Genomic DNA, 25,985 nt, shown 5'->3' on the forward strand with positions numbered 1-25,985 from the left:
GCGGCCCGCGCGCCTGCGTGCGCGGGCCGCTGCCGGGGGTCACGCGCCGGACAGGGCGGCCTCCAGGTCGGCGATGCCGGTCTCCGCGCACACGTGGGCCGTCAGCGCGGCGGCGAAGTCCACAAGGGTGGGATGCCGCAGCACGGACCGCACCGGTATCTCCACCCCCAGCGCCTCGCGGAGGCGGGTCGCGACGGACATGGCCCGCAGCGAGTGACCGCCGAGCCGGAAGAAGTCGTCCCGGCGGGCGACCCGGTCCACCTTGAGGACCTCCCGCCACACGTCGGCGACCAGGTTTTCGATGACACCCACCGGTGCGCTGTCGTCGCGCGGGGCGCCCGCCCGCGCGGCCCGCCGGCGCAGCGCGTCCCGGTCGAGTTTGCCGTTGGCGGTCAGCGGCATCGCGTCCACGGCCAGCACCACGTCCGGCACCAGCGCGCCGGGCAGCACCTGCGCGCAGTGCTCCCGCACCGCCGCGGTGTCGGCGACGCCGGTGACGAACGCGACGAGCCGGTCGGCGTGCACCACCACGGCCGCGCCGGTGACGTCCGGGTGGTCGCGCAGCGCGTACTCCACCTGGCCCGGCTCGACCCGTAGGCCGCGCACCTTGACCTGGTCGTCGATCCGGCCGAGCAGGTCGAGGGTGCCGTCGGGGCGCCGCCGGCCCAGGTCGCCGGTGCGGTAGGCCCGGGCGCCGGGCCCGCCGTCGGGGTCCGGCACGAACGCGGCCGCCGTCGCGGCGGGCGCGGCCAGATAGCCGCGGGCCAGCGCCGGACCCGACAGGAACACCTCCCCGGGTACGCCGACCGGAGCGCGGTTGCCGTGCACGTCCCGCACCTCCAGCGAGCGCAACGGCAGCGGCTCGCCGATGCCCGCGAGGGTCCCCGTCCGGTCCGGGTCGATCCGGCCGAGCGTCGACGTGATCACCGCCTCGGTGACGCCGTAGCCGTGCCAGAGGGCCACCCGGTCGCCGAACCGTCCCGTCCAGCGGGCCACCGCGTCCCCGTGCACCTTGTCCGCCCCGAGGAGCAACGCGCGCAGGGGCAGCGCGTCGGGCGTCCCGCCGTCCGCGTCGAGCTCCTCGACCACCTGGTGCCAGTACGGCGCGGCGAGGTTCGCCACGGTCACCCCCTGGCCGGCCGCCCGGGTCAGGAACTCCCGGGGCGTCCACGACCGGGGATCGCCGAGCACCACGGTGGCGCCGGCGACGAGCGTGCCGAGGACCTGCTCGACGGCGATGTCGAAGGTCGGCGGGGACAGGTGCAGCACCCGGTCCTCCGGGCGCAGGCCGAGCCGGTCGACGATCACCTCCAGGTGGGCGGCGAGCACCCCCCGGGGCACGGCGACGCCCTTGGGCACGCCGGTGGAGCCGGAGGTGTGCAGCACGTACGCCGTCGTCCCGGGGTGCGGCACGGCCGGCGCGTCGGGGAACGCGTCCGCGACCGTGCCCGCCGGCAACCACGTCACCCCGTCGCGCGGGGTGGGCGAGTCGACCGCGCCCACGCCGAGCGTGCAGCCGGCGCGGGTCAGGACCTGGCGGCGGAGCCGGTCCGGCTGGTCCGGGTCCAGCGGCAGGTAGGCCGCGCCGGCCCACCACACCGCCAGTTGCGCCACCACCAGGTCGACGGACTTCGGTACCAGCACCGCGACCGGCACGTCCGGGCCGGCGCCGGCGCGGGCGAGGTCACCGGCCAGCGCCGCGGCCCGGGACACCACTGTGGCGTAGTCGACCGTGGCGTCGCCGGCCACCACCGCCGGGTGCGTCGGCGCCCGCCGGGCGTGCTCCAGCACCACCGGTACGCAGTCCCGCGCGGCCGTGCCGGCCCGCCGGTCGGGCGCGGTGGGGGCCCGGTGGCCCGGCGCGTCGGCGGGCTCGTCGACGGCGATCCGCCACAGCGGCAGGTGCGGCTGCTCGACCAGCGTGACGAGGGTACGCACCAGCCGCGCGGCCAGGGTCGTCACCGCCGCCTCCGGGTGCCGTTCGCGGTCGAACAGCAGCCGCACCGCGGCGGCGCGTCCCAGCTCCACGGCCACGGTGAGCGGGTAGTTGGTGCGGTCGGTGACCGCCATGGCGCCCTCCGGCCCGGCGAGGGTGTCGCGCAGGCCGGCGTCCATCGGATAGTTCTCCACCACCAGCACCGTGTCGAACAGCGCGACGGTGGGGTCCAGGCCCACCCAGGAGCGGATGTCGGTGACGGAGTGGACCTCGGGCCGGCGGCCCGACGCGGCGTGCAGGTCGGCGAGCCAGCGGTCCGCGCGCGCCCCGCCCGGCACGCCGATGCGCGCGGGCACGGTGTTGATGAACAGTCCGACCATGCCCTCCGGGTCGGCCAGTCCGGCCCGACCCGAGACGGTCACCCCGCAGACCACGTCGGTGCTGGCCAGGTAGCGGGACAGCAGCAGCGCCCAGGCGCCGCGCACGACGGTGCCGGCGGTCAGCCGCAGCCTCCCGGCCAGGTCGGCGACCCGGTCGGCGAGTCCGGCCGGCAGGTCGACGTCGACCGCCCCGGTGCCGGTCGCGCCCGGATCGGGTTCCCCCAGGTCCAGCGACCGGGGTCGGACGTCGCCGAGTTCGGTGCGCCAGTGGTCGACGTCGGCGGGGGACGGCCGGGCCGCCTGGGCGAGGACGTCGGCCACGTAGCGCCGGTAGGGCGGCGGCTGGCCCGGCTCGGACCAGGTGCCGCCGTAGCGGCGCAGCACCTCGGTGAACACCAGCGCGGAACTCCACCCGTCGAGCACGACGTGGTGGTTGGTGACGAGGACGTGGTGCTCGCCGCCGAGCCGGGCGAGGGTGAGCCGCAGCAGCGGGCCGCCGCCGGACAGGTCGACCCCCCGGGCGCGGTCCCGTTCGTGCAGGTCGGCCAGGGCCCGCCCCGGGTCGGGGTCACCGGTCAGGTCGACCACCGTGACCGGCACCGTCGCGCGTCGGCGGACCACCTGGAAGGTGCGCTCGCCGGTGGTGACCAGGCCGGTGCGCAGCACCTCGTGCCGGGTGGCGGTCTGCTCCCAGGCGCGGACGAAACGCGCCTCGTCGAGGTCACGCATGCGCCAGCCGACCTGCTCCAGGTACATGCCGGGCTCGGTGGCGGTGACCGACTCGAAGACCATGCCCTCCTGGGTCGGGGTGAGCGGGTAGACGTCCTCGATGTCGCGGTCGCGGAAGTAGCGGTCGATGGTGGCCTGGTCGAGGCCCGCGAGCGGGAAGTCCGAGGGCGTCCGGCCGTGGTTGGCCGGGTCGAGGCAGTGCGCGACGGTGGCCCGCAGTTCGGTGACGAAGCGCGTGGCGAGCGCGGCGATCTCGGCGGTCGGCTGGGCCTGCGGGTGATGCGTCCAGTTGATCAGCAGCTCGCCGTCGATGACCGCCGCGTCGACCTCCAGCAGGTGCGGTCGCGGCCGGGTGGGGGAGACCCAGGTGCCGGGCGCGGTCACGGTGAACGGCTCGGCGCCGATCGCCGAGGCCGATCCCAGCCGGCCCAGGTAGTTGAACCGTACCCGGGGGGTCGCGGCGAGCCCGTCGACGCCGGCCAGCCGGTGCAGGACCCCGTAGGCGAGCCCTCGGGACGGGCTGGAGCGCAGGTGTTCCTTCGCGGCCAGCAGCGCCGCGCGCAGGTCGCCGGGGTCGTCGACCGGGACCAGCGCCGGGTAGAGCGTGGTGAACCAGCCCACGGTGCGGGACAGGTCGAGGTCGGTGGCGTCGCGGCCGTGTCCCTCGGCGTCGATGAGCACGTCGCCGCCGGCCCATCCGCGCAGCACGCGGGCCAGGGTGGCCAGCAGCACCTCGGTGATCCGCGTGCGGTAGGCGCGGGGCACCTTCTCGATCAGATCGGCGGTCTCGGTGGCGGGCAGCGTGGACCGGTGCACGGCGGCGCTGCCGTAGGTGCCGGCGTCGCCGGTCAGCGAGATCGCCGCCGCGCCGGCCACCGCCCGCCAGTGCGGGATCTCGGCGTCGAAGTCGCCGTCGGTGACCGCGTCCGCGAGGTGCGCCGCCCACTGCCGCACCGACACCGTCTTCGCGCCGGGGGGTGGCGCGCCCCGGTAGGCGTGGGCGAAGTCCTCCACCAGCACCGACCAGGACACCGCGTCGACGGCCAGGTGGTGCGCGGCGAGCAGCACCGCGCCGTCGCCGTGCACGGCGGCGAGGAGCGGGCCGGTGGACACGTCGATCCCGGCGCAGGCGGCGGCGACCACGTCGGGCCAGTGCGGGCTGTCGGGGGCCGCCGGGGTCGTGGTCACGGTGACCGGGTTGTCGTCGGGGATGTCGAGGCCGTGCGGGGTCAGTCGCATCCGGAGGGCGTCGTGCCGGTCGAGCAGCCGGGCCACCGCGTCCGCGACGGTCGCGGTGTCGGCGCCGGCGGGCAGCGGCACGGTGACGTGCTGTACGACCAGGTCGGCGCGCGGGTCGCCGTGGCCGAGGAACCAGTCGGTGATCGGGGTCGGCGGCACCGGCCCGACCACGCGGCCCTGCTCGGCGTCGACTCGGGCGATGGAGCCGACCGCCTGCGCCAGCTCGGCGACCGTCGGATACTGGAAGATCATTTTCGGGGTGATCGGGTGGCCGGCGGCGACCGCCCGGGACACCACCCGGATGCCCTGGATGGAGTCCCCGCCCAGCTCGAAGAAGTTGTCGTGCACCCCGACCACGGCCAGGTCGAGGACCTCGCACCAGATCTGCGCCAGCGCCGCCTCGACCGGGGTGCGTGGGGCGAGCACCGACCGCTGGCCCGCCCCGGAGTCGGCCGGCGCCGGCAGGGCCGCGCGGTCGAGCTTGCCGTTGGCGGTCAGCGGGATCCGGTCCAGCACCACGTAGGTGGCCGGGACCATGGCCGGCGGCAGCCGGTCGGCCAGGTAGGGCCGCACCAGCTCGGCGTAGCGGCGGGACACGGCGCCGCGCAGCGGGTCGTTGGTCAGCGCGCCGACCGGGCCGCCGGCCGGCGGCGGCGCCAGCCCCGGACAGCCGACCAGGAGGTGGAACCGGCCACCCGAGCCCGGGGAGCAGCGCAGCTCCACCTCGACGCCGTGCGCGGCGGCCAGGTCGTACACGTCCTGCGGGGACACCGCCGTGACCGGGTGCCGCAGGTCGCCGGCGCGCGCCGCCACGCCGGACTCCAGGGTGGCCAGCGCCTGCGCCGCGTCGGCGGTGCGGGCGTTCGGCACGTCGGCGACGGCCAGCGCGGGCGGGTCGGCGGCGCCCAGGACCGCGGCCAGCCGGCGCAGTGACCAACCGTCGCGGGTCCAGTCGGTCCACCGTGGCCCGTCGTCGGGCCGGTCGTCGTCGGCGTCCGCGCCGACCCGCAGCACCACGTCGTAGCGGAACCGGGTCATCTCCGAGTCGAGCCGGCCGCGTCGGGGCGCGGCGGCGGCGTCGCGCAGTCGGGGCAGCTCCGCCGCCAGCCGGGTGAAGAACCGCGGGTCGACCAGCAGCTCGCTCTCCCGGGCGAGCCGGGCGCGGACGCGGTGCAGCACCTCGTCGGCGGGCACGTCGTCGGCGGCGCGGAACAGCTCCACCGCGGTCGCCTCCACACCGGCCACGCCCAGGTCGCGCACGTCGCCGACGAACACCGCGCCGCCGTCGACGGTGCGCGCCACCGCCGCGGTCAGCACGTCGCGCAGGTAGTCCCCGGACGGGAAGTACTGGGCCACCGAGTTGACCACCACCACGTCGAACCGTTCCTCGACCCGGTCGAGTTCGTCCGCGGCGAGCTGCCGCAGCGCCACGTGGTCGGTCCGCTCGCCGGCCCGGGTCATCCGGTCGTGCACGTGCGCCAACGCCTCCGCGGAGAAGTCCAGCCCCAGGTAGCGTTCCGCGTCCGGGGCCAGCGCGCGCAGCAGCAGCCCGGTGCCGCAGCCGATCTCCAGGATCCGACGCGGTCGCAGCGCCCGGATCCGGTCGACGCTGGCGGCGACCCACTCCCGCATGGCCGCCTCGTCCACCGGCTCACCGGTGAAGCTGCTCGTCCAACCGGCCAGGTCGGAGGCGTCGTCGGCGGCTCCGCCCGTACCCGAGTAGGAGGTGTCGAACACCTCGCGCCAGGTGCGCTGCTGCTGCGCCGCGGCGGCGGTCGTCCCGCCGCCGTCGCCGGTCTCCGGCACCAGGTAGGCCACGAGCGCCGGAGTGTCCCGGTCCCGCCGGACGGTGACGACCGCGTCCCGTACCGCCGGGTGCTCCCGCAGCTGGGCGGCGACCTCGCGGGGCTCCACCCGGTGGCCGTTGATCTTCACCTGGTCGTCGCGTCGACCCAGGTACTCCATTACGCCGTCGGGTCGCTGCCGCACCAGGTCCCCGGTGCGGTACAACCGCGCGCCGGGCCGGCCGGAGAACGGGTCGGGCGGGAACGCCGCCGCCGTCGGGCCGGGCTGGTCGAGATAGCCCCGCGCCACCCCGACGCCGCCGATGTGCAGTTCACCCACGGCGCCCGGCGGCAGCGGTCGCAGCCGCTCGTCCAGGACGTACTGGGTGGTGTGCGGGATCGGCACGCCGATCGGGACCGACGCGCCCCGGTCCGCCGGCGTGGCCAGGTGGGTGCAGTTGGCCACCGTCGCCTCGGTCGGCCCGTACTCGTTGAGCAGCTCCGGTCCGTCCCCGCCCAGCCACGGCGCCGCCGTGTCGGTCGTCAGGTCCTCCCCGCCGACGACCAGCACCCGCGCCAGCGCCCGGGCGCGTTCCGCGCCGAGCTGGTCGACAAGCAGGTCCAGGTGGCCCGGGGTCAGCTTGAGGAACGAGTAGGGCGCCGTCTCCGCCAGCGTCTCGCCCAGCCGGGTCAGGTCCAGCTCGGGATCGAGCACGACGACGGGCTGCCCGACCAGCAGCGGCGCGTAGAGCGCGGGCGTCACCAGGTCGTACGCGCAGGAGGTGAGCAGCGCTGATCCGCCGGGTGCGGCCAGGTACCGCCCCACGCACCAGTGCAGGTAGTTGGCCAGTCCGCCGTGCGTGACCACCACCCCCTTGGGTCGGCCGGTGGAACCCGACGTGTAGATCACGTAGGCGGCGTCGTCCGGCAGCAGCGGGACGTCGACCGGCGGACCGTCGAGCGTGGCGCGCGGACCCAGCACCGGAACGTCCAGCCCGGTCAACGGGTCGGCGGCGGCGCCGGCCGAGACCACCAGCCGCGGCCCGGCGTCGGTCAGCAACTGCCGCACCCGGTGGGCCGGTTGCGCCGGATCCACCGGCACGTAGGCCGCCCCGGCGCGCAGGACGGCCAGGAACGCCACCACGAGATCCGCGGACCTGGGCAGGCAGACGCCCACCCGGTCACCCCGACCGACGCCGGCGCCGCGCAGCGCCCGGGCCAGCCCGTCGACCGCCGACGCCAGCCCGGCGTAGGTCAGGTCGGTGCCGTCGGTGTCGCGTACGGCGACCGCGTCCGGGTCGGCGGACGCCCGCGCGTGGACCGCCTGGTGGACGAAGGGACGCCCCTCGGGCGGTCGGTGCCCCCGGTCGTCGTTCCAGGTGCGCAGCAGCCGGTCCCGGTCCTCGGCGGTCAGCAGGTCGAGGTCGGCGACCGGCCGGTCCGGGTCCGCGGCGAGCTGGTCGAGCACCCGCACGTACGCGCGGGTGAACGCCGACACGGTCGCCTCGTCGTAGCTGTCCCGCGCGAACTCGACCTGCCCGGTGAGCCCGTTCCCGTCCGGGGTCAGCAGCCAGGACGTGTCGAACTTCGCGGTGCCGGTGTCCACCGGGAAGTCCTCGGTGACGCAGCCGGCGAGGTCGGGCCGGGTCGCCGCCGAGGTCTCGAAGACCTGGAAGCTGGTCTGGAACAGCGGCTGCATGCTCAGCCGCCGCTCCGGCCGCAGCTCGTCGACCAACCGCTCGAAGGGCAGGCCCTGGTGCTGGTAGGCGTCGAGCGCCGTGGACCGGACCCGGGCGATCATCTCGGCCACGGTCGGTGCCCCGGACAGGTCGGTGCGCAGTACCACCGAGTTGACGAAGAAGCCGACCAGACCTTCGAGGTCGGGGTGGTCGCGCCCGGCGACCGGTGAGCCGACCACCACCTCCCGGGTCCGGGCGAACCGGCCGAGCAGCACCGCGAACCCGGCCAGCAGCACCATGAACAGCGTCGCGTCGTGTGCCCGGGCCAGCGCCCGCAGCCCGGCCGTGGTCTCCGGCGAGACCGAGAACCCGCACAGGCCGCCCCGGTACGACGGCTCGTCGCGACGGGGACGGTCCGCCGGGAAGGTCACCTCCTGCGGCGCGCCGGCCAGCACCGTACGCCAGTGCGCGGCCAACGCGTCCGCGGCCTCGCCGGCCAGCGCGGCGTCCTGGGCCCGCGCGTACGCACGGTAGGTGGTCCGGGGCGGGGCCAGGTGCGTCGCCCGCCCCGCCCGATGCGCCTCGTACGCCGCGCCGAGTTCGGTGAAGAGCACCGCGAGCGACCAGCCGTCCACGACGGCGTGGTGCACGGTCACCACGACCACGTGGTCGTCCTCGGCCAGGCGCAGGAGCAGCAGTCGCAGCAGCGGCCCGGCCGAGAGGTCGAACGGTTCCCGGGCCGAGTCGACGCTCAACCGCCGCGCCTCGTCGTCGCGGTGCCCGCCCGGCAGCCCGGTGAGGTCCGCCGACCGCCACGGCACCTCCACCCGGTCGTGCACGACCTGTACGGCGCGGCCGTCGCGTTCGGTGAAGGTGGTGCGCAGCGCCTCGTGCCGGTCCACGACGGTCGCCAGCGCCGCGCGCAGCGCGTCGACGTCCAGTGGTCCGCGCACGCGGAAGCCGAGGGGCGCGTTGTACAACGCGGAGTCCGGTAGGAGACGGTCGAGGAACCACAACCGGCGCTGTCCGGCCGACAGCGGCGCCGGCCCGTCGTCGACCTCGGCGCGGCGCGGCGCGCGGCGCAGCAGCAGCGACCGCAGCCGCTCCCGGTCCGCGGTGGTGGTGGGGACCGCACTCAACTCGCTGCTCATCCACGAACCTCCCTGGCCGCGCCGGTCGTCGGCGCGGCCGATGCGCCGTCGGTCAGTCGAGGTGAGCCGGCGGCATCGGTCTGCTTGCCTGGTGCCACGCGCCGAACGCCGTCCACCCGCCGTCGACCGGCAGGGTGGCGCCGCTGATGAAGGTGGCCTGGTCGGAGGCGAGGAACAGCACCGCGTCCGCGACCTCGCCCGGCTCGCCCATCCGGCCCAGCGGGGTGCGGCCCTCGATCCCGGCCAGCGTCCAGTCGCCGGTAGGGGTGTCGGCCGCGGCGGCCTCGGTGACGATGAACTCGGTCATCGGGGTACGGATGAACGCCGGCGCGACCGCGTTGACCCGGATCCCGTGCTGGCCCCACTCGGCGGCGAGCGTGCTCGTCAGGCCGATCTGGGCGCTCTTCGTGGCGCCGTAGGCGGCCCGGTAGGGCAGCCCGCCGATCCCGGCGACGGAGGAGATGTTGACGATGGCGCCGCCGGTGCCGCGGGCCACCATGGCCGCGCCGACCGCGCGGGAGAACAGGAACGTGCCGGTGAGGTTGACGTCGAGGCAACGTTGCCACCGGGCGAGGCTCAGCCGCTCGCTGTGTCCCACGGTCGGGATGCCGGCGTTGTTGACCAGGATGTCGGGCGGACCCCAGCGGTCCACCACCGTGTCGACCACCCGGCCGACCGCGTCCTCGTCGGCGACGTCGCCGGGGCAGGCGAGCACCCGGTCGGCGCCGTCCCCGGCGAGCTCCTTGGCGGCCTGCGCGGTGCGCTCGGCGGTGCGGCCGTTGAGCACCACGCGGGCGCCCTCCCGGTGCAGCGCCTCGGCGATGGCGAGGCCGATGCCCATTGTCGAGCCGGTCACCAGGGCGACCCGGTCGGTGAAGCGTGCGGTGCGCATGCGGTCCTCCGCGTCAGTAGCCGGTCATGCAGCCGCCGTCGACCACGACGGAGGTGCCGGTCATCCAGGAGGACTGGTCGCTGGCGAGGAACAGGGCGCAGCGGGCGACGTCCTCCGGGGTGCCCAGCCGGCCGAGGGGGTGCAGCTCGGTGACCCAGCGCTGGTAGTCCTCGGTGTATCCGTTGCGGAACGCCCGCACGGTGTGGTCCATGCCGGTGCCGTCGATGACGCCGGGGCAGATGGCGTTGGCGCGGATCCCGGAGCCGGCGTAGTCGATGGCGATGTTGCGGGTGAGCGCCAGCAGGGCCGACTTGGACGGGTTGTAGGCGCCGGCCCGCCGGGTGGCCTTGAGGCCGGCCACCGAGCTGATCATGACGAGGCGGCCCGAGCCCCGGTCCACCATCTCGGGCAGGACGCCGCGGGCGACGAGGAACGCGCCGCGCACGTTGACCGACATCACCGTGTCCCAGTCGGACACCGAGACCTCGGTGACGCTGCCGCCGATCCACGCGCCGGCGGAGTTGACGACCGCGTCGACCGGCCCGTGGGTGGCGCGGGCGGCGGTCAGACCGGCCGTGACGCTGTCCTCGTCGGTGACGTCGAGCGTGATCGCGGTGGCCGTGCCGCCGTCGGCCTCGATCGCCGCGGCGGTCTTCGCGGCCGCCTCGGCCCGCAGGTCCGTGACGCTGACCCGCGCGCCCTGCGCCGCGAAGAGTCGGGCGATGCCGTCACCGATGCCGCTACCGCCGCCGGTGACGACGACATGTTGTCCGGTAAGCAGGTCCGTGATGCCCATGGCCGTCACGGTAGGTATCGGATCGACGGCGCTACAAGGACGGTGGCGTGTTCTCGCCGGCATCGTCCGGCGGCGGGGGAGGACGCCGCCGGACCGGTGCACCATGGACGGCCCGGGTGCCGGATTCCCGGCTCGACCTCAGCTCGTGGGGCCGGACACCGCCCCACCGAGGGTCACCTTGAGGATCTTCTCGTTGCTGTTGTTCGGGATGCTGTCCTTGTCCCCGCCGGTGCTCGTGGTCAGCCACAGGTTGCCGTCGACCGTCGGTTCGACGGTGCGCAGCCGGAAGTACGTCCCGACGAAGTACTGCTGGAGGTTGGTGAGCGTGTTGCCGCTGATCTCCGCCCGGTACATCCGGTTACCGCGCAGGCAGGCGATGTAGAGCACGTCCCGGACGATCGCGATGCCGCTGCACGAGGCGTCGGCCACCGGGTACGTCCGGACCGGGGCCCTGAGGTTCGGGTTGGCGCAGTCGCCGGAGGTGCCCTCGCAGGCGGGCCAGCCGTAGTTGCCGCCCTTGACGATGATGTTGGTCTCGTCCATGACGTTGTTGCCGAACTCCTGCTCGAAGAGCCGGCCCTGGGAGTCGAAGGCGAGTCCCTGCGGGTTGCGGTGGCCGTAGCTCCACACGTGGTTGCCGAAGGGGTTGTCCGCCGGCACGGTGCCGTCGGGGTTGAGCCGCAGCACCTTGCCGCCCAGGTTGTCGGTGTCCTGGGCCACGTCCGGGTCCTGCCCGTCGCCGGCGGCGGCGTAGAGCTTGCCGTCGGGGCCGAAGCGCAGCCGGCCGCCGTTGTGGTACTTGTTGCGTGGGATTCCGGTGACGAGCACCTGCTCGGTGGCGGTTTGCAGCGTGCCGTCGTAGCGGATGCGCACGATCCGGTTGTCGGTCGTGGTGGTGTGGTAGATGTACAGCCAGTGGTCGGTGGTGAAGGTGGCCGAGACGGCCAGCCCGAGCACGCCGCCCTCACCGTTGGTGCCGGCCACGTTCGGCACGGTGCCGATGCTGCGCTTGTTGGTGCCGTCCGGGTTCATGGCGACGATGTCGAACAGGTCGCGCCGGCCGTAGAGGACCGTGCCGTCGGGCAGTTGCACCAGGCCCCAGGGCAGGTCCTTCTCGGTGGTGACCACCGTGGCGCCGCAGATCGGGCTGGTGCAGCCCGAGCCGGTGTGCGCGGTGACCGGGGCGCTCGCCCCCGAGACGTTGCCCTGGGCGTCCCGTGCGGTCACGGTGTACCGGTAGTCGGTGTCGGACGTCAGCCCGGTGTCGGTGAACGTGGTCGCCGGCGGGTTGCCGGCGGTGCCGGTGGTGGAGCCGACCGCCATACCGTTGCGCAGGATGGTGTAGCCGGTGACCGCGATGTTGTCGGTGGAGGCCGACCAGGTGACTGTCACGTCCGTGCCGTTGACCGTCGCGGCCAGGATGGTCGGCGTGCTGGGCGGAGACGTGTCCTGTTGGCAGAACGGCGGGGTGACCGGGAGCGTGGAGCTGGCCTGCGAGACGTTGCCGGCGGCGTCGCGGGCGTTGACGTACCAGCCCCAGGTGACACCCTGCACGACGCTGAGCGTGGCGGTCAGCGTCCGTCCCGAGACCGAGGTGACGAGCTGGCCGTCGTGGTAGATGTCGTAGAAGGCGACGCCGACGTTGTCCCGGGACGCGTACCAGGAGAGCGTGACGGACTGACAGGTCAGCCGGGTGCTGCGCAGGCCGGTCGGCCGGGTGGGTGGGCTGGTGTCGGCGGCGAGCCGGGCCGCCGGCCGGCTCCCGGTCACCGGCGCGGCGTTGGCCGGTACGCCGGTCAGGACGGTGCCGGCGCAGATCAGCAGGGCGAGTGGGACGCGGTGGGGGAGCTGGTGAGGAATGATCCGCACGGGTGCTTTCCTTCCCGGGGTTCTCGGTCAGTACGGGTAGCCGGGGACGTTGAGTCGCACGCTGTACAGGCCGGAGTCGTTCGTCCGGCCGGAGGTGATGTAGAGGGTCTGCCGGTCGGGCCCGCCGAACGCCGCGTTTGTGGTGCCGGCACCACCGGCGCGGATCGTGCCGAGCTGCGCGCCGGCGGGCGAGTAGACGTGGATCAGCCCGTCCGAGCCGGAGGCCCAGTACACGTTGCCGGCGCAGTCGATGGTGACCCCGTCGGGACCGCCGAGGTAGTTCACGAAGACGCTGCGGGCGCCGGTGCCGCCGTCGGGCTGGACGACGTACTTGTAGATCTTGTTCTCGGAGTAGGCGCCCACGTAGAGCGTGCCGCCGTCCGGGGAGAGCGCGATGCCGTTGGGTTGCCGCAGCCGGTCGTCCACCAGCGACACCTGTCCGCCGGAGACGCGGAAGACGCTGGTACGTCCGCTCATCTGGTCGGGTCGGTTGCCGCGCTGGAAGGTGGGGTCGGTGAAGTAGACGACACCGTCGGAACGGACCGTGACGTCGTTGGGTGAGTTGAACGCCCGGCCCTGGTAGTCGGCGGCGACGATGCTGCGGGCCTGGTCGCTCAGCCGGTACGCGGAGACGTTCCGCTGGTCGTGGGTGGCGGCGATGATCTGCTGGGCGTCGGGGCTGAGCGCCAGGCCGTTGCTGCCGGCGTTGGCGATGAAGGTGTCGAAGGTCGCCGGCGGGGTGAACCGGCGGATCGTGGCGGGCTGCACGTTGTTCGGCCCGGTGCCCGCGGCCATGTCGGACATCAGCAGGTAGCCGCCGTCGGCGATCCAGACCGGCCCTTCGAGGAACGAGAACCCGCTCTGGATCTTCGTCGCGGACACGGAGCTGGCCGGCAGGGGCGAGCCGTATCCGGTGCCGCCCGGGCAGACCCCGGAGGGCGCGCCGGGTGGGCCGGCGAGCGGATTTGTGTGAACGTTAACATGAACGGCACGCCGAGGTGCCGAGGGTGCGGGTGCGGCACCGACGGGACCCGGTGCGGGGGTGAGCGCGAGGCACAGGCCGGCGAGTGTGGCGGTGGTTGGACGCCAGTTCATCGGGTACTCCCATCGGTGTCGGCGAATGCGAGGCCCGTGGTTGCCAGCGAGCCGGCCTCGATCACCAAGGGCTGCTATTGACATGCATCGATGTTTACGTGACGCAGCTTAGGCGAGAAAGCGGCGCCCCGCATCAGATCCCCACGATCACTTCGGCACATGCCCCGAAGGCGCCCGATGGCGCCTGACCGGGTCGGTGAGGGCCCGCGGTGGTGTGACCGGCTACGACGTGCGCCGGGCGATGCCGCCGGCACCGCCCGGCGTGACCGTGCGGACGGCACCGGCCGGGACTCCGTCCTGTCGGCGGTAGAGGCCGCGCAGCAGGGAAATCTCGGCACCGTGATGGATCAGCTCCCGGGTTGACGGGCAGGATTCCGTTCACCATGGAAAACCGCTCGGGACCTCCGGCGGGTGGATTTTCCAGGTCGGCGTAGGACAACCCTGATCCTGGACTTCAAATATGCGCGGCAGAGGCCAGCGTGACGGCGACGTCCGTCCAGAATGACGCGGCGCCGCACCAATCCCGGATCAGCGTCCTCGCAGCCCACCTTCATCGGCGATGAGCCCCTTGACGACGGCACCCGCCGGGTGCGTGGCGACGCACCCGGCGGGCAGCTCCGGCAGGATCAGGCAGAGATGTTGCGAACGGTGTTGTAGAGGTTCGCCACCTGGTTGCCGTAGTACGGCGAATACATGTACTGCGGAAGGTTGTTGTACTTGAAGTCGTTGTGTCCGTTGATGAGGCCCCAGTTGCCGTCGAACGCCATGAGCCAGGGGCCACCCGAGGAACCACCGGTCATGTAGTTCGTCATGTAGATGGTGCCACCGCCACCATCGTAGGTCGGACCGTTCTCGGCCCAGAGGGTCTGCCCGTTGAACGGGGAGGCCTGCGGGTATCCGAAGGCGTAGTCGTACTGGCCGACCGCCTGGTTCCAGGCGATGCCCTGGCCACCGAGGTAGTCGGTGATCCGCCAGCCGTTGACCCGTCCGATGACCGCCGAGCCGACGTCGTTGGCGAAGTCGGCGTTGTTGTTGTACCAGGCGCTGGTGGTCCAGAGCCCCGTGGCGTACCAGTAGCCGTACGGTGCCGAGCCGTTGACGTAGTTCGGGACGAAGGCCCAGTTCGTGGCCCACTGGAGGTTGCCGGTCATGCAGTGCCCGGCGCTCCACACCGAGGACTTGCCCTCGGTGTTCACGACCGCGGCCGAGCAGACGTAGTTGAGGCCGCTGAGCGTGAAGAAGACCTTGCCGGTGGTCCGGGCGGTCGGGTGCCCGACCGGGTATGCCGGGTCGTAGGCGTTGGTGCCCATCTCGGGCAGGTCAGCTCGGGGCGTGGTCGCGGGCGGCGCCGGCGCCACCCGGCCCGTCGCGCCCTGCGGACGGCTCGCGGCGCCGGTGAACTGGCCGGGGCGAGCGTTCTTCACCGCCGGGATCTCGCTCTCCGGCAGCGCCGCGCGCATCCGATCCGGGGTCCAGTAGGCGGCCAGCGCGGCGGCGCGGGCGTCGACGCCGGTGCCGTGGGCGGTGCGGGCGACCTCGGGGCTCAGTTGCGCGACGACGCCGACGACGCCCTTGTCGGACGTGTCGGGCTTCGCCTGGGCGGCGCCCGCGGTGGTGAGCGTCACCGCTGACAACGCGGTGAGCAGCGCGAGGCCGCTCAGCAGTCTCCGGGACATTCTCCCTGCCTCTCCGGGTGGGGTGTGGGGGAGACAGAAAGATACGACGGAAAAGCGTGACAGCGGTCATCAAAATGCGCCGGATGACACCTGGAGGAAGATGTCGCCAAGCGAGCAAACATTGACCTGCATGACTGAGTTGGGTGAAGCGGTGCTACTCCCGACATTACGCCAAACAAAGCAGGGCAGAATTAATATCAACGTCATCAGCCGTTATAGAGCGGGTCTCCGGTGGTGCTTGGCCGGCCGTGACGATCCCGACGAGTTGAAGCGGTTGGCGTGTCCGTCGACCCCGCCGCCGCATCGGCTTTCGTGGGATGGCGGCACGCCGCAATTCCCGACCAGCGTGGTGTTTGTCGTTATCGGGTTAGTACTGAGCATCGGCTGCGTGTGCCGGCGCCGATGTCTGATAAACACATTGATTCTGGTCATCTGCCTACGGATCAGAACGGCGGCGAGTCGGGTCCGTTGGCCGGCATGGGCGAGCAGGGTGCCGAAAAACGGTGCCCGGGTGGCCTCGGTGCGTGGTCGCCCGGGCACCGCGAGCTATGCGGCCGGTCTGGCCTGGTGCAGGATCTGGGCCAGCTCGGCCGGTCGGCTGAGCATCGGCCAGTGCCACGTCGGCAGTTCCTCGTACCGCCACGAGTCGCCGGCCAGGTGCCGGCACAGCGGCACGGTGGCGGCCATCCCGCGTGCCTGCTCGGCGGTGAAGCTCGACAGCACGCCGAGGCGGGGCAGCTTCTCCCACGCCCCGGTGAGCCGTACCGGGGTGGTGGCGGTCGCCCACGGTTGGGCCACCGACCGCTCACGGAGCAGTGTGACGACCGATTCGTCCACATCTGCTGCTCCCGCCGCCAGGTCGGCCCAGGGCGGGGGAGGCAGCCGCCAGCCGTCGCCGTGTTCGGCGACCACCGCCGCGTTGCGTTCCCGCTCCTGGGGTGGGTTGAAGTCGTCGTTCGCCGCCCCGTCGGGCAGCGGGCCGGTGTCGACGAAGACCAGTTGGGCGATCCGGTCGGTCATGCGGTCAGCGGCGGCTGTCGTCACGACCGCGCCGGCGTAGCTGTGCCCGACGAGGACCACGTCGTGCAGGTCCTCGTAACGCAGCAGGTTGACCACGTCGGTGACGTGGACGTCGAGGTCGGTGTCCGGGCGGGCCAGGTGGGCGCGTTCGCCCAGTCCGGTCAGGCTCAGCGGGTACACCTCGTGGCCGTACCCACGCAGCGCGGTGGTGACCGGGCGCCAGGCCCACGCGCCGAGCCAGAACCCGGGAACCAGTACGAATGTCGTCATGCCGTGCACGCTACGATCAATACCGGACAGATTCCGCCCGGATGAGGAGGTCGATTTTGACCCGGCCCACCGCCCGTGTCCTGGCGTTGCTGGAGATCCTCCAGGCCGGCGGCGGCTTCACCGTCGCTGATCTGGCCGGTCGGCTGGGCGTCGACGAGCGCACGGTCCGCCGCTACGCCGCGCACCTCGCCGACCTCGGCATCCCGGTCGAGGCCCGGCGCGGTCGCTACGGCGGGTACCGGCTCGCGCCCGGATACAAGCTGCCGCCACTCATGCTCACCGACGAGGAGGCGGTCGCCGTCGTGCTCGGGCTCGTCGCCGCGACCCGGGCCGGGCTGGTCACCGCCGAAGGCGCGGCCGCCGAGAGCGCGACCGCGAAGATCCGCCGGGTACTGCCGGCCGTCCTCGCCCGGCGGATCGACTCGCTGCTGGACACCGTGGACTTCACCGCACCGGTCCGGAAGCCCGCCCCGCCCGGCATCGAGGTGCTGCTGGTGCTCGCCGAAGCGGCCCGACACCAGCAACCGGTGAGCATCACCTACACCAGCTGGCACGGCCGGGCCGGCGAGCGGCAGCTCGACCCGTACGGGCTGGTCTTCCACGCCGGCCGGTGGTACGTCACCGGTCACGACCACGACCGCCGGGCGGTACGCACGTTCCGGCTCGACCGCATCGGGACGGCCCGCCCCACCCAGGGCCGGTTCGACATTCCGGCCGGCTTCGACCCCACCACACAGGTCCTTTCCGGTCTGGCAGCCGTGCCGTACGCGCACGAGATGTCCGTGCTGCTGCACACCAGTCTGGAGCAGGCACAGCGACGGATCCCACCGTCGGTCGGCACGCTCACCGAGGTGCCCGACGGCGTACGCCTCACCACCCGGGTCGAACGGCTCGACGGTGCGGCACAGATGCTCGCCGGGCTCGGCTGGTCCTTCACGATCGACCGACCGGACGAACTCAAGAACAAGGTGCGGGCGCTGGCCGCCCGACTGCTCACCGCCGCCAACGCCGGAGGGTAGACAGTTCCCGGCGGTGAAGCGTCGATTCCGGGTGCCACACGTCCGCGTCCGACGCGAAGGCGCGCGTACCGCGCAAGCTCACCAGCGGCGGCTGCCGGGCCGACGGCCGGCGCCGGTCGCGGACGGCCGGCCGACCGGTGCTGTCGGTGGTGTGTCCAGCGCACAGTGCACCAGGTGCGTGGTCGGGACCGCGCCGGCCGCGCCGGTCGTCCGGCGGATGGTCAGCGCCGCGAGCAGTCCACCGGCCAGGCACAGGGTCGCGCAGATCAGCACCGCCGTGTGGAAACCGGCGGAGAACCGGGCCGGCTGTTGCCACTCACCGCCGGTGATGCCGGCGGCCGCGGGCAGTACCGCGACGGCGATCAAGCCGGCGGCACGGGCGACGTCGTTGTTGACCGCCGAGGCGATGCCGGCCTGGTGGGCCGGCGCCGCGTCGAGCGCGGTCGCGGTCAGCGGGGCCACCGTGGTGGCCAGGCCCAACCCGAACACGATCACCGCCGGCAGGACCTGGGCGGCGTACGTGCCGCCGGGGCCGACGCGCACGAGCAGGGCCAGGCCGACACCGACCAGCACCGGGCCGACGCTCATCTGCACGCGCGGGCCGATGCGGGCCGCGAGCGCGCCGGAACGCCCCGACAACAGCAGCATGATGAACGTGACCGGCAGCAGCGCGATGCCGGACTGCAACGGCGTGTACCCGCTCACCTGCTGCAACTGGATGGGCAGCAGGAACAGGGCGCCGCCGAGCGCACCGTAGACGATGAAGGTGATCGCGTTGGTGGCACTGAACCGCACCGAGCGGAACAATCCGAGGGGCAGCATCGGCGTCGCCGAGCGGTGTTCCCAGGCCAGGAAGCCGGCCAGCGCCGCCGCGCCACCGACCACCGAGGCCAGCACCACGGGGTGCGTCCAGCCGGCGCTCGGCCCCTGGATCAGCCCGTAGGTCAGGCCGACCAGCCCCACTGTGACAAGTGCGCCGCCGGTGGCGTCGATGCTGCCGACGGCGTTCCGGTCACGAGACTCGGGTACGTGCCGCAGCGCCACGGCCACGACCAGCGCGGCGAGCGGCAGGTTGATCAGGAAGATCAGCCGCCACGACCCTACGGCGACCAGCCAGCCGCCCACGAACGGGCCGACCGCGGTCGCCACGCCGCCCAGGCCGGACCAGGCGCCGATCGCGCGGCTGCGGTCGGCCGGCGTGAAGGCGGCCTGCAGGATGGCCAGGCTGCCCGGGGTCAGCAGGGCGGCTCCGACGCCCTGCAGCGCACGCATCGCCACCAGCATCCCGGCGGTGGGCGCGACGGCGCACAACAGCGACGCGACAGCGAACCACACCACCCCGACGACGAACACCCGCCGCCGCCCGTACCGGTCTCCCAGTGCCCCGGCGACCAGCAGCAACCCGGCCAGGGTCAGCGTGTAGCCGATGACCACCCACTGCAACGTGGCCAGCCCGGCCTCGAACTCCCGGCCGATCGCTGGCAGCGCGATACCGACCACTGTCGCGTCGATCGAGGCCATCGCGGACCCGAGCACCGTTGCGGCCACCGTCCACCGCCCGGACGCGCTCGAAAACGTCAGGCCCGACTCGGCCCCGGATGCCCTCACTGCCGGATCCACGATGCAACTCCCCTGGCGGCGGAGTGGTCGCCGGTAACGCCGGTGTCTGCCTGATGCTGTCAGGACGACACGGCGGCGTCACCCCTCATGCCGGTGTGCTCGTGGCGCTGGCGGGGGAGATGCAGCGGCGATGGCTGCGGTGTGCCGTTGGATGAACCTGACGCGTGAGGCGATGTCGCTTCGGGGCAGGGTGTGGAGTTCGTAGCCGTGTTGGGTGTAGGCGGCGACCACCGCGTCATGGGTATGCACGGCTTCGGCGAAGTCTTGGTGTCGTTCGTTGTCGGTGGTGTAGATCTGCGGCCAGGGCGGGGCGACGAACACACGGTGGTGGTAGCGGAACAGCCGTGCTGCGGCTGTCACGTGCGCGGGGACGGGCTGGCCGAGTAGGAGGTGGTAGCCGACGAGGTCCGGGATTCCGCGGTCGAAGAAGACGGGTCCGGGATGCCGGCTGGCTTGGCGGTAGGAGCGGATCTCCCAGCTGAGCATGACCTCGGCGAACAGTCGTGAGTCCCCGGTGTGCAGCGCATGGCCGCCGATCGACAGCTGGTCCTGGATGATCTGTCGCCCCGCTTCGTCAACGCAGGCGTGACCGGCACGCCGCAAGCTGTCGATCAGCGTGGTCTTGCCGGCTCCGGGGCCGCCGGTAATGACGATGTACCTGCTGCTCACGTCGTCCCCTCTGCTAGGCGCCCACTCCCGGTGCTGCTCGACGCCGTGCCGTCGCAGGGTGCGGACGCCGGGCGCGGAGGAACGCCGTGGCCATCGTGCGCCGGGTGGGCGTGCCGGCCGCGACCAGGGCGGTCATGTACGTGTCGAGACGTGCGCGCTCGTCGTCGGTCAGGGCGGCGGCGATCGCTTCGCCGTACGTGGGGACCAGGGGGTTGGGCGCCACGCGCTTGAGTGCCTCCCAGTCCTCGATCGGGTCGGCGGGCACGTCGATCCTCGCGCGGTAGTCCAGTTCCACCGCCTCGAAGCCGGCAGCCGTCGCCCAGTCGACGAGGTCACGTTCGTCGAAGTCCATCATCGTTCGGGTGGCATCCCCGCTCCGGTAGACGTCGCCGACCCTGGCGACCAGGTCGTGCACGGGCGAGCTGCCGATGCCGAACAGATCATTCGGCCGGAGCCGTTCCGCGAAGCGGTTGATGGGCTCGAACAGGGAGATCCGCCCGCCCGGCCGCAGGACCCGGAGGAACTCCGCGAAGGCGGCGGCCTTGCGGTCGGAGTAGATGAGCACCGACCGGGTGGTCACGACGTCGACGGAGGCGTCAGCGATGCCGGTGAGGTCGTCGGCCGGCGCGACCACGAAGCTGCACCGACCGTCACCGCCGGCGGTGCGCCGGCACTCGTCGAGCACATCGGGTGAGACATCGCTGAAGATGACGTGACCGTCCGGGCCGAGTCGATCCAGCGCGCCGAACCCGATCAGCCCGGTCCCGCAGCCCACGTCGAGGACCACGTCGTCGGCCGCCAGGGCGGCTCCGTCCAGGACGCCGTCCCGGAACGCCGCCAGATCCCGCGCGTGGCGGGCGCGCAGCCCCGCGCTGTCGCCGTCCCGGCGGGTCAGGAGCCACCGTGCCCACTTGTCCGGCGCCACCGGGTCAGCGTAGCCCCGCCGCTCGGTTCCGGGGCCTGGGTCGAGCCGTCCGGTGAGACCGCACCCGGCTTCGGTGGGTCCGGCGTCCCCTGTTCTGCACCGGTCGTGCCGCCGGGGAGGCCGAGCACCGGGCGGGCGTAGAGAGGGCACAATGGATGCCCACGACGACGAGGAGTGGCCATGCCGGGTGTGGATGTGATCGTGGCGGCGCTGGCGGCCGGCGCGACGGCCGGGATGACGGAGTCGGCTTCCGCGGCGGTGCGCGACGCCTACGCGGGGTTGAAGGCCACGCTGCGGGACCGGTTGCGCGTCCGGCGTCCCGACCAGCCGGACGTTCTTGAGGTGGACGAGACCGAGGCGGGGGTGTGGAAGGCGCGCCTCGGGCCGGACCTGCTCGACTCCGGCGCCGCCGAGGACCAGGAGGTGGTTCGGGCGGCGCAACGTCTGCTGGCGCTCGTGGCCGCAGACCGGGCGAACTCCGTCGACGTCACGGTGGCGAGCAACTACGGCGCCATCGGCGCCTTCCACGCCCCCGTCACGTTCCACCAGGGGCCACCAGTCCCCCCGACGCCGCCGGCGGCACCCTAGGGTCACGTGCCCCCGGCGTCGACACCGACCCCTCAGTGATCCGGCACTACGGCCCGACGGGCGTCTTTCTCGGGCCGGTCACCATGCACGGGCGCGCGGTCGCCGGCACAGCGGCTCCGCTGTCGCCCGAGCGTCTCGCCGGCTACTACCGCCGGACCCTCGACCGGCCGGTGCTCGACCCGGAGGACATTCAGGGCCGGGCCGTCGCACCGACCCTGCGGGCGCTGTTCGTGCCGGCCACCTGCCGCGTCATCGAGCAGGCCCGGTTCTCCGAGGTGCGACTCGCCCTCGACACCACCTGGGTCGGGGAACCGGTGGTCGACCTGCTCGGGTACGTCCGGACTCACCTGCGCGGCGAGAACGCGCCGGACCGGCCGCTCGTCGTGGTCGGCCACCCGGGATCCGGGAAGTCGACCTTCGCTCGCTTCTGCGTTGCGGAGCTCGCCGCCGAGGGCGCCCTGGTGATCCTGGTGGAACTGCGCGCCGTCGTCGCCACCGCGCCCGTGCAGGAGCAGATCGAGCAGGCCCTCTACCAGCAGACCGGCATCCGGACGAGCTGGCCGGACGCGGCCGGCGCCCACGCGGGTACCCAGGTGGTGGTCGTGCTGGACGGACTGGACGAATTGGTCAATGCGGGTGGTGTGGTGCAGGCGAGATACGTCGAGTCGGTCCGGGAGTTCCAGCGACGCGAACGGGACAACGGCCGACCGACCGCAGTAGTGATCACCAGCCGGATCAACGCGCTGACCCGCGCCGAGTTGCCACCCCGGACCACGGTGGCCCGCCTGGAGCCGTTCGACGACCGGCAGGTCGAGCATTGGTTGACGGTGTGGAACCACAGCAACGAACCCCACCTGCGGTCGCGCGGCCTGCGGACGCTGCGGGTCGCCACCGTGCTGCGGTACCCCGACCTCGCCCGCTACCCGCTGCTGTTGATGATGCTCGCGCTCTACGACGCCGCCGACAACGCGTTGCAGCGGGACGACACCGAGCTGGACCTGACCGAGCTGTATGAACGGGTGCTCACCGATTTCGTCACCCGGGAGGTTGCCAAGCGGTCCCCCGCGTTGCGGGGCGATGACCGCGCCGCGGCGATCCGGACGGAGCTGCGCAAGCTCGGCATCGTCGCGACCGGCATGCACATCCGAGGCCGTCAGATCATCACCGAGGCCGAACTCGACGGCGACATGGCCGCGCTGATGCCAGCCGCGCCGCCGGCCGCGGGCGGCCAGTCCGCCGGTCAAGAGGTCATCGGCCGGTTCTTCTTCGTCCACTCCTCCCGTGCGCTGCTCGCGTCGGGCAGGACCTCGGCCACCTACGAGTTCCTGCACGCCACCTTCGGCGAGTTCTTCGTCGCGCACATCGTGCGCACCGCGCTCGTCGACCGGGAGACCGACCTCCTGCGGGTGGTGACCTCGTCCGGCCTGCTGTTCCGCAGCGGTCCGATCACCGGCTTCCTCCGGGCGGCCCTCCGGCGTACCGATCCGGCCGTGCTCGGGGAGCTCCGCCGGGAGCTGTCCGCCCAACTCCGGGGCGCATTCGCCATCCCGCCGACGGATGCCCCCGACCCGGTGCGACGGCTGGCCCATCATTCCGCGAACCTGGCGTTCCTGCTGGTGCTGACGGCGGCAGGCAGCCCGGTCGACGTCGCGGCGGCGATCGGGCTGGATACCTGGCAGCGCCTCGCCGGGCTCTGGCGCACCCAGCTCCCACAGGCGGACTGGTCGGCGCTGGTCGACACCATCCAGGTCACCCGAAAGTTGGAGTATGAGTACCTTGGTGGCGGGTATTACTCCGACCACGTGACGGAGACCTGGCTTCACGCGGCGGACGACGAACCGGTCAGCCTGGACGCGGCACTCCCGTGGGAAAGCGAGTACTCGACCGACACCGGACCGGCACGCGACTTCCCGTTCTTTCGCCACCTCGCGTTCCCCGCTCGCAGTGAGGCAGGTCGGGCCCTCCGGGAAGCCGCGATCCTCCTCGAGTCCAACGGTGCCCGGCGGAACCAGTTGTACAGCCTGTCCGCGATGTGGGCCAGTCTCGGCGCACTGACCGCCCTCGATGACGACCTTGCCATCGGGACGACCCTCGCCGGTCTACTGTGGCGCATTCTCTTCGACTCCGACGTCGAGTCCGCAGACGAGCGCATCTTCATGTACGAGGCGGCGCTCGGCGCGGCGAAGTACAGCCCGGGCGGCGACCGCGTCACCGACGTCCTCCTGCGTCGACTGGAACTCGAAACCGCGGATCTCGGTCCGGAAGCGGTACGGAGCATGGTCAGCTCGGTCGTGCCGGACGCGGCGGTGCGCTGGGGCGCCGAGTGAGCCGGAGCGGGGCCTCCCGACAGTCCCGGACGGTCAAGCCCGGCCCTCAGCTCAGACGGGATCCCCCGCCGCGTCTCCCGGGGGCGCCTCGAACAGGAGATCGCCGGCCCGGGTGACCCGAAGGCCTGAACCGGGAACCCGGGCGACCAGCCTGCCCATCAGGCTCTCGGCGTAGGAGCGGGACAGATTCGTCGCCACGTGGACCGGCCCGGCGGAGGTCTGGACCTCCCTCGGGAAGTATCCGGGCGGCACGGACCCCGGGTCCGCGCCGACGGCACCGGGGATGATCGCCGCCGCGATGCCCTCGCGCGCGGCCACGAATTCCACAAGATCGCGTACGGCGCGCGCGGCGGCGACCGGTCGCCGGGTGAAATCCGGCCCTTCCAGCGAGTAGATCGTGAACCGGCCGTGTACGCGGCGCAGCCGCAGGCGCAGTAGTTGCCGCCGGTCGGCGTCATCGGCGGCGTCGACGTAGCGGTCGAGGAAGACCGCGAGCAACTCGTCGTCCAACCGCCGGACCCGGGTCGTCTCGGACGGGTAGTCCATCAGCCGGGCGACCTGCTCCTCTTCGAGGTTGGACAGCGCCGCTTCCAGTTGACCGATCGTCGTCACGTCGAGCTCGGCCAGTTGTGCGACGAGGACGGCGAGCGAAGACGGGTCGCCCGGCTCATTGTCCGGGAAGCGGGCGGCGATCAGCTCCCCCAGGGTGCCCACGCCCAGCGGAGTCGGGTCGAGCGCCTCCGGGGACGGCTCGTCCACCCCGATCACCGGCTCGCCGACCGGTGTGCCGTCGCCGGCGTCCTGCGGCCGGAGCAGCTCCTCGATCTCGTCGAAGATCTTGTCCATGTACCGGCGCATTCCGCCGGCCTCGACGAAGTACTGATCCACCAGCCCTTTGTCGGCGGGCGTCAGGTCCCGGTACGCGCCGGACTTGTACCGGATGTCGTGCTCGTACTCCGCCCAGGCGTGACCCGCCACGCTGCGTACCTGGATCTCCAGGCCCCGGTACTTGGCGAGGTACTTCGCCAGGGACGGATAGCGTTGCTGGGCGCTCGGATCGGTGACGCCGGTGATGACGATGTGCTCGCTGTCGTACCCGTTGTTCTTCTTGCTGCCGGGATTCACCCACTCCCGGTACTCACAGCGACTCACGATGAGGTTCGTCAGGTCGTTGCGGGCGCGAGTGGTGTAGACGATGACGCGGGCCGCCACGCAGTCATGGATCTGCGCGGCGGGGTCGGTGTACTTCGGTGTGCCGTCCTCGTTCGTCTTCTGGGACTTGTCCGTGTACGAGGTCAGCGTCTTGGCGCGCGCCTCCACCAGGTGGACGTCGATGCTGGCGTCGCGCGCCAACTCGGTGAGGAGACGTCTCGTCTCGCCGGCCGCCTCCGCCAGGAGAGCCTGGTCCTTCGCGTAGTGCCACAGATGGGAGGGGACCTGCTCGTAGCTTTCGCCGTGGGACACGCCTGCACCCTAGTCGTCGCCGGTCCGAAGTGGACGCCCGCGCGTACGAGGCGTCAGTCGGGTAACCGACGGAGGCGGTCACCGTGGCAGGGCCGGCACGGGAGGCAGTCGACGCGCAAAGGTCAGCAGAAAGTCAGCGAGGGTTGATCTGCTGCCGGTCGGGCGGCGGAGGCCCCGGCATGGCACAGCGGGTCGGTGACGGTTACGACCATCACCGCACCGGGTTCGGTCCCACCGCCGTCGACCTGGCTCGCGCCGCCGCAGCCGTCGAAGTCGGCGATGCCCGAGCGGCGGTCGTCCGACATGAGAAGGCCGTCGCGCGGCCCGGCTGGCGGTGGCTGCCCGCCGAGCACCGCGCCGCGCATCTGCTCGACGTCGCTCGCGCCTACCTGGAAGCCGGGGACGCGGGCAACGCGGCTCGCATGGTGACCGAGATTGAGCGCACCGCGCCGGCCGAGGTCATGCACCGGCCCGTCGCCCGGGACATCCTCGCCGAGATCGCCCGCGACCCCCGCGCCCCGACCACGATCGCGAGGCTCACCGCCACGCTCGGGATGGGCTGAGCGGAACCTCTACGGGAAGCGGTCCATGGTGGAGGCGCGGCCAGCGCACGCCGCCGCAGATCCACACCAGAGCGGCCCGCCGGTCGTTACCGCAAACGCTTGACGGCGTTGTTGACGACCATGGTGACAGCGGTGCCCACGAGTGGTGCCGCGTAGCCAGGAATCCTCAGCTCCTTCACGATCTTCCCGGTGGCCCAGGTGGCCACGGCGCCGGCAGCGAAGCTGACGATGAGCGCCTTCGGATCCATGCTCTCCTCCTACGTGAGTTGGACGGCCACCCTCAGCGGACCATCC

The 25,985-nt window shown here is 72.7% G+C and carries 16 protein-coding genes and 1 pseudogene; 4 read left to right on the forward strand and 13 right to left on the reverse strand.

The features are described 5' to 3' along the window. Nucleotides 1-39: 39 nt before the first annotated feature. The 8 genes and pseudogenes from C8054_RS09160 to C8054_RS09195 form a co-directional block, all read right to left on the reverse strand. Nucleotides 40-8,898 carry a non-ribosomal peptide synthetase gene (locus C8054_RS09160; protein WP_107156319.1) on the reverse strand — a complete coding sequence of 2,953 codons (8,859 nt, stop codon included), beginning with the start codon at nucleotides 8,896-8,898 and terminating at the stop codon, nucleotides 40-42. Nucleotides 8,899-8,950: 52 nt separating this feature from the next. Beyond that, nucleotides 8,951-9,790 (reverse strand): SDR family NAD(P)-dependent oxidoreductase, encoded by an 840-nt coding sequence (locus tag C8054_RS09165; RefSeq protein WP_107156320.1) that lies wholly within the window; start codon nucleotides 9,788-9,790, stop codon nucleotides 8,951-8,953. A gap of 13 nt (nucleotides 9,791-9,803) precedes the next feature. After that, nucleotides 9,804-10,586: an SDR family NAD(P)-dependent oxidoreductase gene (locus C8054_RS09170; RefSeq protein ID WP_158273825.1), complete on the reverse strand. Its 783-nt coding sequence runs from the start codon at nucleotides 10,584-10,586 to the stop codon at nucleotides 9,804-9,806. Between the two features lie 138 nt (nucleotides 10,587-10,724). Then, nucleotides 10,725-12,455, reverse strand: coding sequence for a PQQ-dependent sugar dehydrogenase (locus C8054_RS09175; protein WP_107156322.1), 1,731 nt, complete (start codon nucleotides 12,453-12,455; stop codon nucleotides 10,725-10,727). Nucleotides 12,456-12,482: 27 nt separating this feature from the next. Beyond that, the gene (locus C8054_RS09180; RefSeq protein WP_233219551.1) at nucleotides 12,483-13,337 is read right to left on the reverse strand and encodes an SMP-30/gluconolactonase/LRE family protein; all 855 of its coding nucleotides are present in this window, start codon (nucleotides 13,335-13,337) and stop codon (nucleotides 12,483-12,485) included. A 435-nt stretch (nucleotides 13,338-13,772) separates the two neighbouring features. Further along, nucleotides 13,773-13,989, reverse strand: a pseudogene (locus C8054_RS33190) (hypothetical protein); the annotation flags it as partial. A gap of 187 nt (nucleotides 13,990-14,176) precedes the next feature. Then, the gene (locus C8054_RS09190) at nucleotides 14,177-15,226 is read right to left on the reverse strand and encodes a serine protease (protein ID WP_107156324.1); all 1,050 of its coding nucleotides are present in this window, start codon (nucleotides 15,224-15,226) and stop codon (nucleotides 14,177-14,179) included. A 546-nt stretch (nucleotides 15,227-15,772) separates the two neighbouring features. Then, nucleotides 15,773-16,516 carry an alpha/beta fold hydrolase gene (locus tag C8054_RS09195; RefSeq protein WP_107156396.1) on the reverse strand — a complete coding sequence of 248 codons (744 nt, stop codon included), beginning with the start codon at nucleotides 16,514-16,516 and terminating at the stop codon, nucleotides 15,773-15,775. Nucleotides 16,517-16,572: 56 nt separating this feature from the next. On the opposite strand from C8054_RS09195, the gene C8054_RS09200 reads away from it, so the two are divergent. Next, nucleotides 16,573-17,535: a YafY family protein gene (locus C8054_RS09200; RefSeq protein WP_107156325.1), complete on the forward strand. Its 963-nt coding sequence runs from the start codon at nucleotides 16,573-16,575 to the stop codon at nucleotides 17,533-17,535. A gap of 78 nt (nucleotides 17,536-17,613) precedes the next feature. Here the strand turns inward: C8054_RS09200 and C8054_RS09205 are convergent, their stop codons facing one another. From C8054_RS09205 to C8054_RS31960, 3 genes are all read right to left on the reverse strand, one after another. Further along, nucleotides 17,614-19,083: a DHA2 family efflux MFS transporter permease subunit gene (locus C8054_RS09205; RefSeq protein WP_233219552.1), complete on the reverse strand. Its 1,470-nt coding sequence runs from the start codon at nucleotides 19,081-19,083 to the stop codon at nucleotides 17,614-17,616. Nucleotides 19,084-19,233: 150 nt separating this feature from the next. Next, entirely contained in the window at nucleotides 19,234-19,824 is a 591-nt protein-coding gene (locus C8054_RS09210) for an AAA family ATPase (RefSeq protein WP_199199632.1), read from the reverse strand. A gap of 13 nt (nucleotides 19,825-19,837) precedes the next feature. Then, nucleotides 19,838-20,749, reverse strand: coding sequence for a class I SAM-dependent methyltransferase (locus C8054_RS31960; protein WP_158273826.1), 912 nt, complete (start codon nucleotides 20,747-20,749; stop codon nucleotides 19,838-19,840). A gap of 180 nt (nucleotides 20,750-20,929) precedes the next feature. Between C8054_RS31960 and C8054_RS31965 the strand changes: the two genes are divergently transcribed. After that, nucleotides 20,930-21,337 (forward strand): hypothetical protein, encoded by a 408-nt coding sequence (locus tag C8054_RS31965; protein WP_107156398.1) that lies wholly within the window; start codon nucleotides 20,930-20,932, stop codon nucleotides 21,335-21,337. A gap of 35 nt (nucleotides 21,338-21,372) precedes the next feature. Continuing rightward, complete coding sequence (locus tag C8054_RS09225; protein ID WP_107156328.1) at nucleotides 21,373-23,664, forward strand: NACHT domain-containing NTPase; 2,292 nt, start codon at nucleotides 21,373-21,375, stop codon at nucleotides 23,662-23,664. Between the two features lie 51 nt (nucleotides 23,665-23,715). Here C8054_RS09225 and C8054_RS09230 read toward each other — a convergent pair whose 3' ends face one another. After that, entirely contained in the window at nucleotides 23,716-25,128 is a 1,413-nt protein-coding gene (locus C8054_RS09230) for a hypothetical protein (protein WP_107156329.1), read from the reverse strand. 179 nt (nucleotides 25,129-25,307) lie between these two features. Here C8054_RS09230 and C8054_RS09235 point away from each other — a divergent pair, with 179 nt between their 5' ends. After that, nucleotides 25,308-25,691, forward strand: a complete 384-nt coding sequence (locus C8054_RS09235) for a hypothetical protein (RefSeq protein ID WP_107156330.1) — start codon at nucleotides 25,308-25,310, stop codon at nucleotides 25,689-25,691. Between the two features lie 86 nt (nucleotides 25,692-25,777). Here the strand turns inward: C8054_RS09235 and C8054_RS31970 are convergent, their stop codons facing one another. Then, on the reverse strand, nucleotides 25,778-25,939 hold the full coding sequence (locus C8054_RS31970) for a hypothetical protein (RefSeq protein ID WP_158273827.1): 162 nt from the start codon (nucleotides 25,937-25,939) through the stop codon (nucleotides 25,778-25,780). Nucleotides 25,940-25,985: the final 46 nt, after the last annotated feature.

The organism is Micromonospora sp. RP3T, assembly GCF_003027925.1.
Taxonomy (GTDB): domain Bacteria; phylum Actinomycetota; class Actinomycetes; order Mycobacteriales; family Micromonosporaceae; genus Micromonospora.

Bases quoted from the DNA above. Each gene is read 5' to 3' on its own strand.
- C8054_RS09195 (WP_107156396.1), bottom strand. From the start codon at position 16,516: ATGACGACATTCGTACTGGTTCCCGGGTTCTGGCTCGGCGCGTGGGCC.
- C8054_RS09165 (WP_107156320.1), bottom strand. From the start codon at position 9,790: ATGCGCACCGCACGCTTCACCGACCGGGTCGCCCTGGTGACCGGCTCG.
- C8054_RS09170 (WP_158273825.1), bottom strand. From the start codon at position 10,586: ATGGGCATCACGGACCTGCTTACCGGACAACATGTCGTCGTCACCGGC.
- C8054_RS09235 (WP_107156330.1), top strand. From the start codon at position 25,308: ATGGCACAGCGGGTCGGTGACGGTTACGACCATCACCGCACCGGGTTC.
- C8054_RS31965 (WP_107156398.1), top strand. From the start codon at position 20,930: ATGCCGGGTGTGGATGTGATCGTGGCGGCGCTGGCGGCCGGCGCGACG.
- C8054_RS09190 (WP_107156324.1), bottom strand. From the start codon at position 15,226: ATGTCCCGGAGACTGCTGAGCGGCCTCGCGCTGCTCACCGCGTTGTCA.
- C8054_RS31970 (WP_158273827.1), bottom strand. From the start codon at position 25,939: ATGGATCCGAAGGCGCTCATCGTCAGCTTCGCTGCCGGCGCCGTGGCC.
- C8054_RS09160 (WP_107156319.1), bottom strand. From the start codon at position 8,898: ATGAGCAGCGAGTTGAGTGCGGTCCCCACCACCACCGCGGACCGGGAG.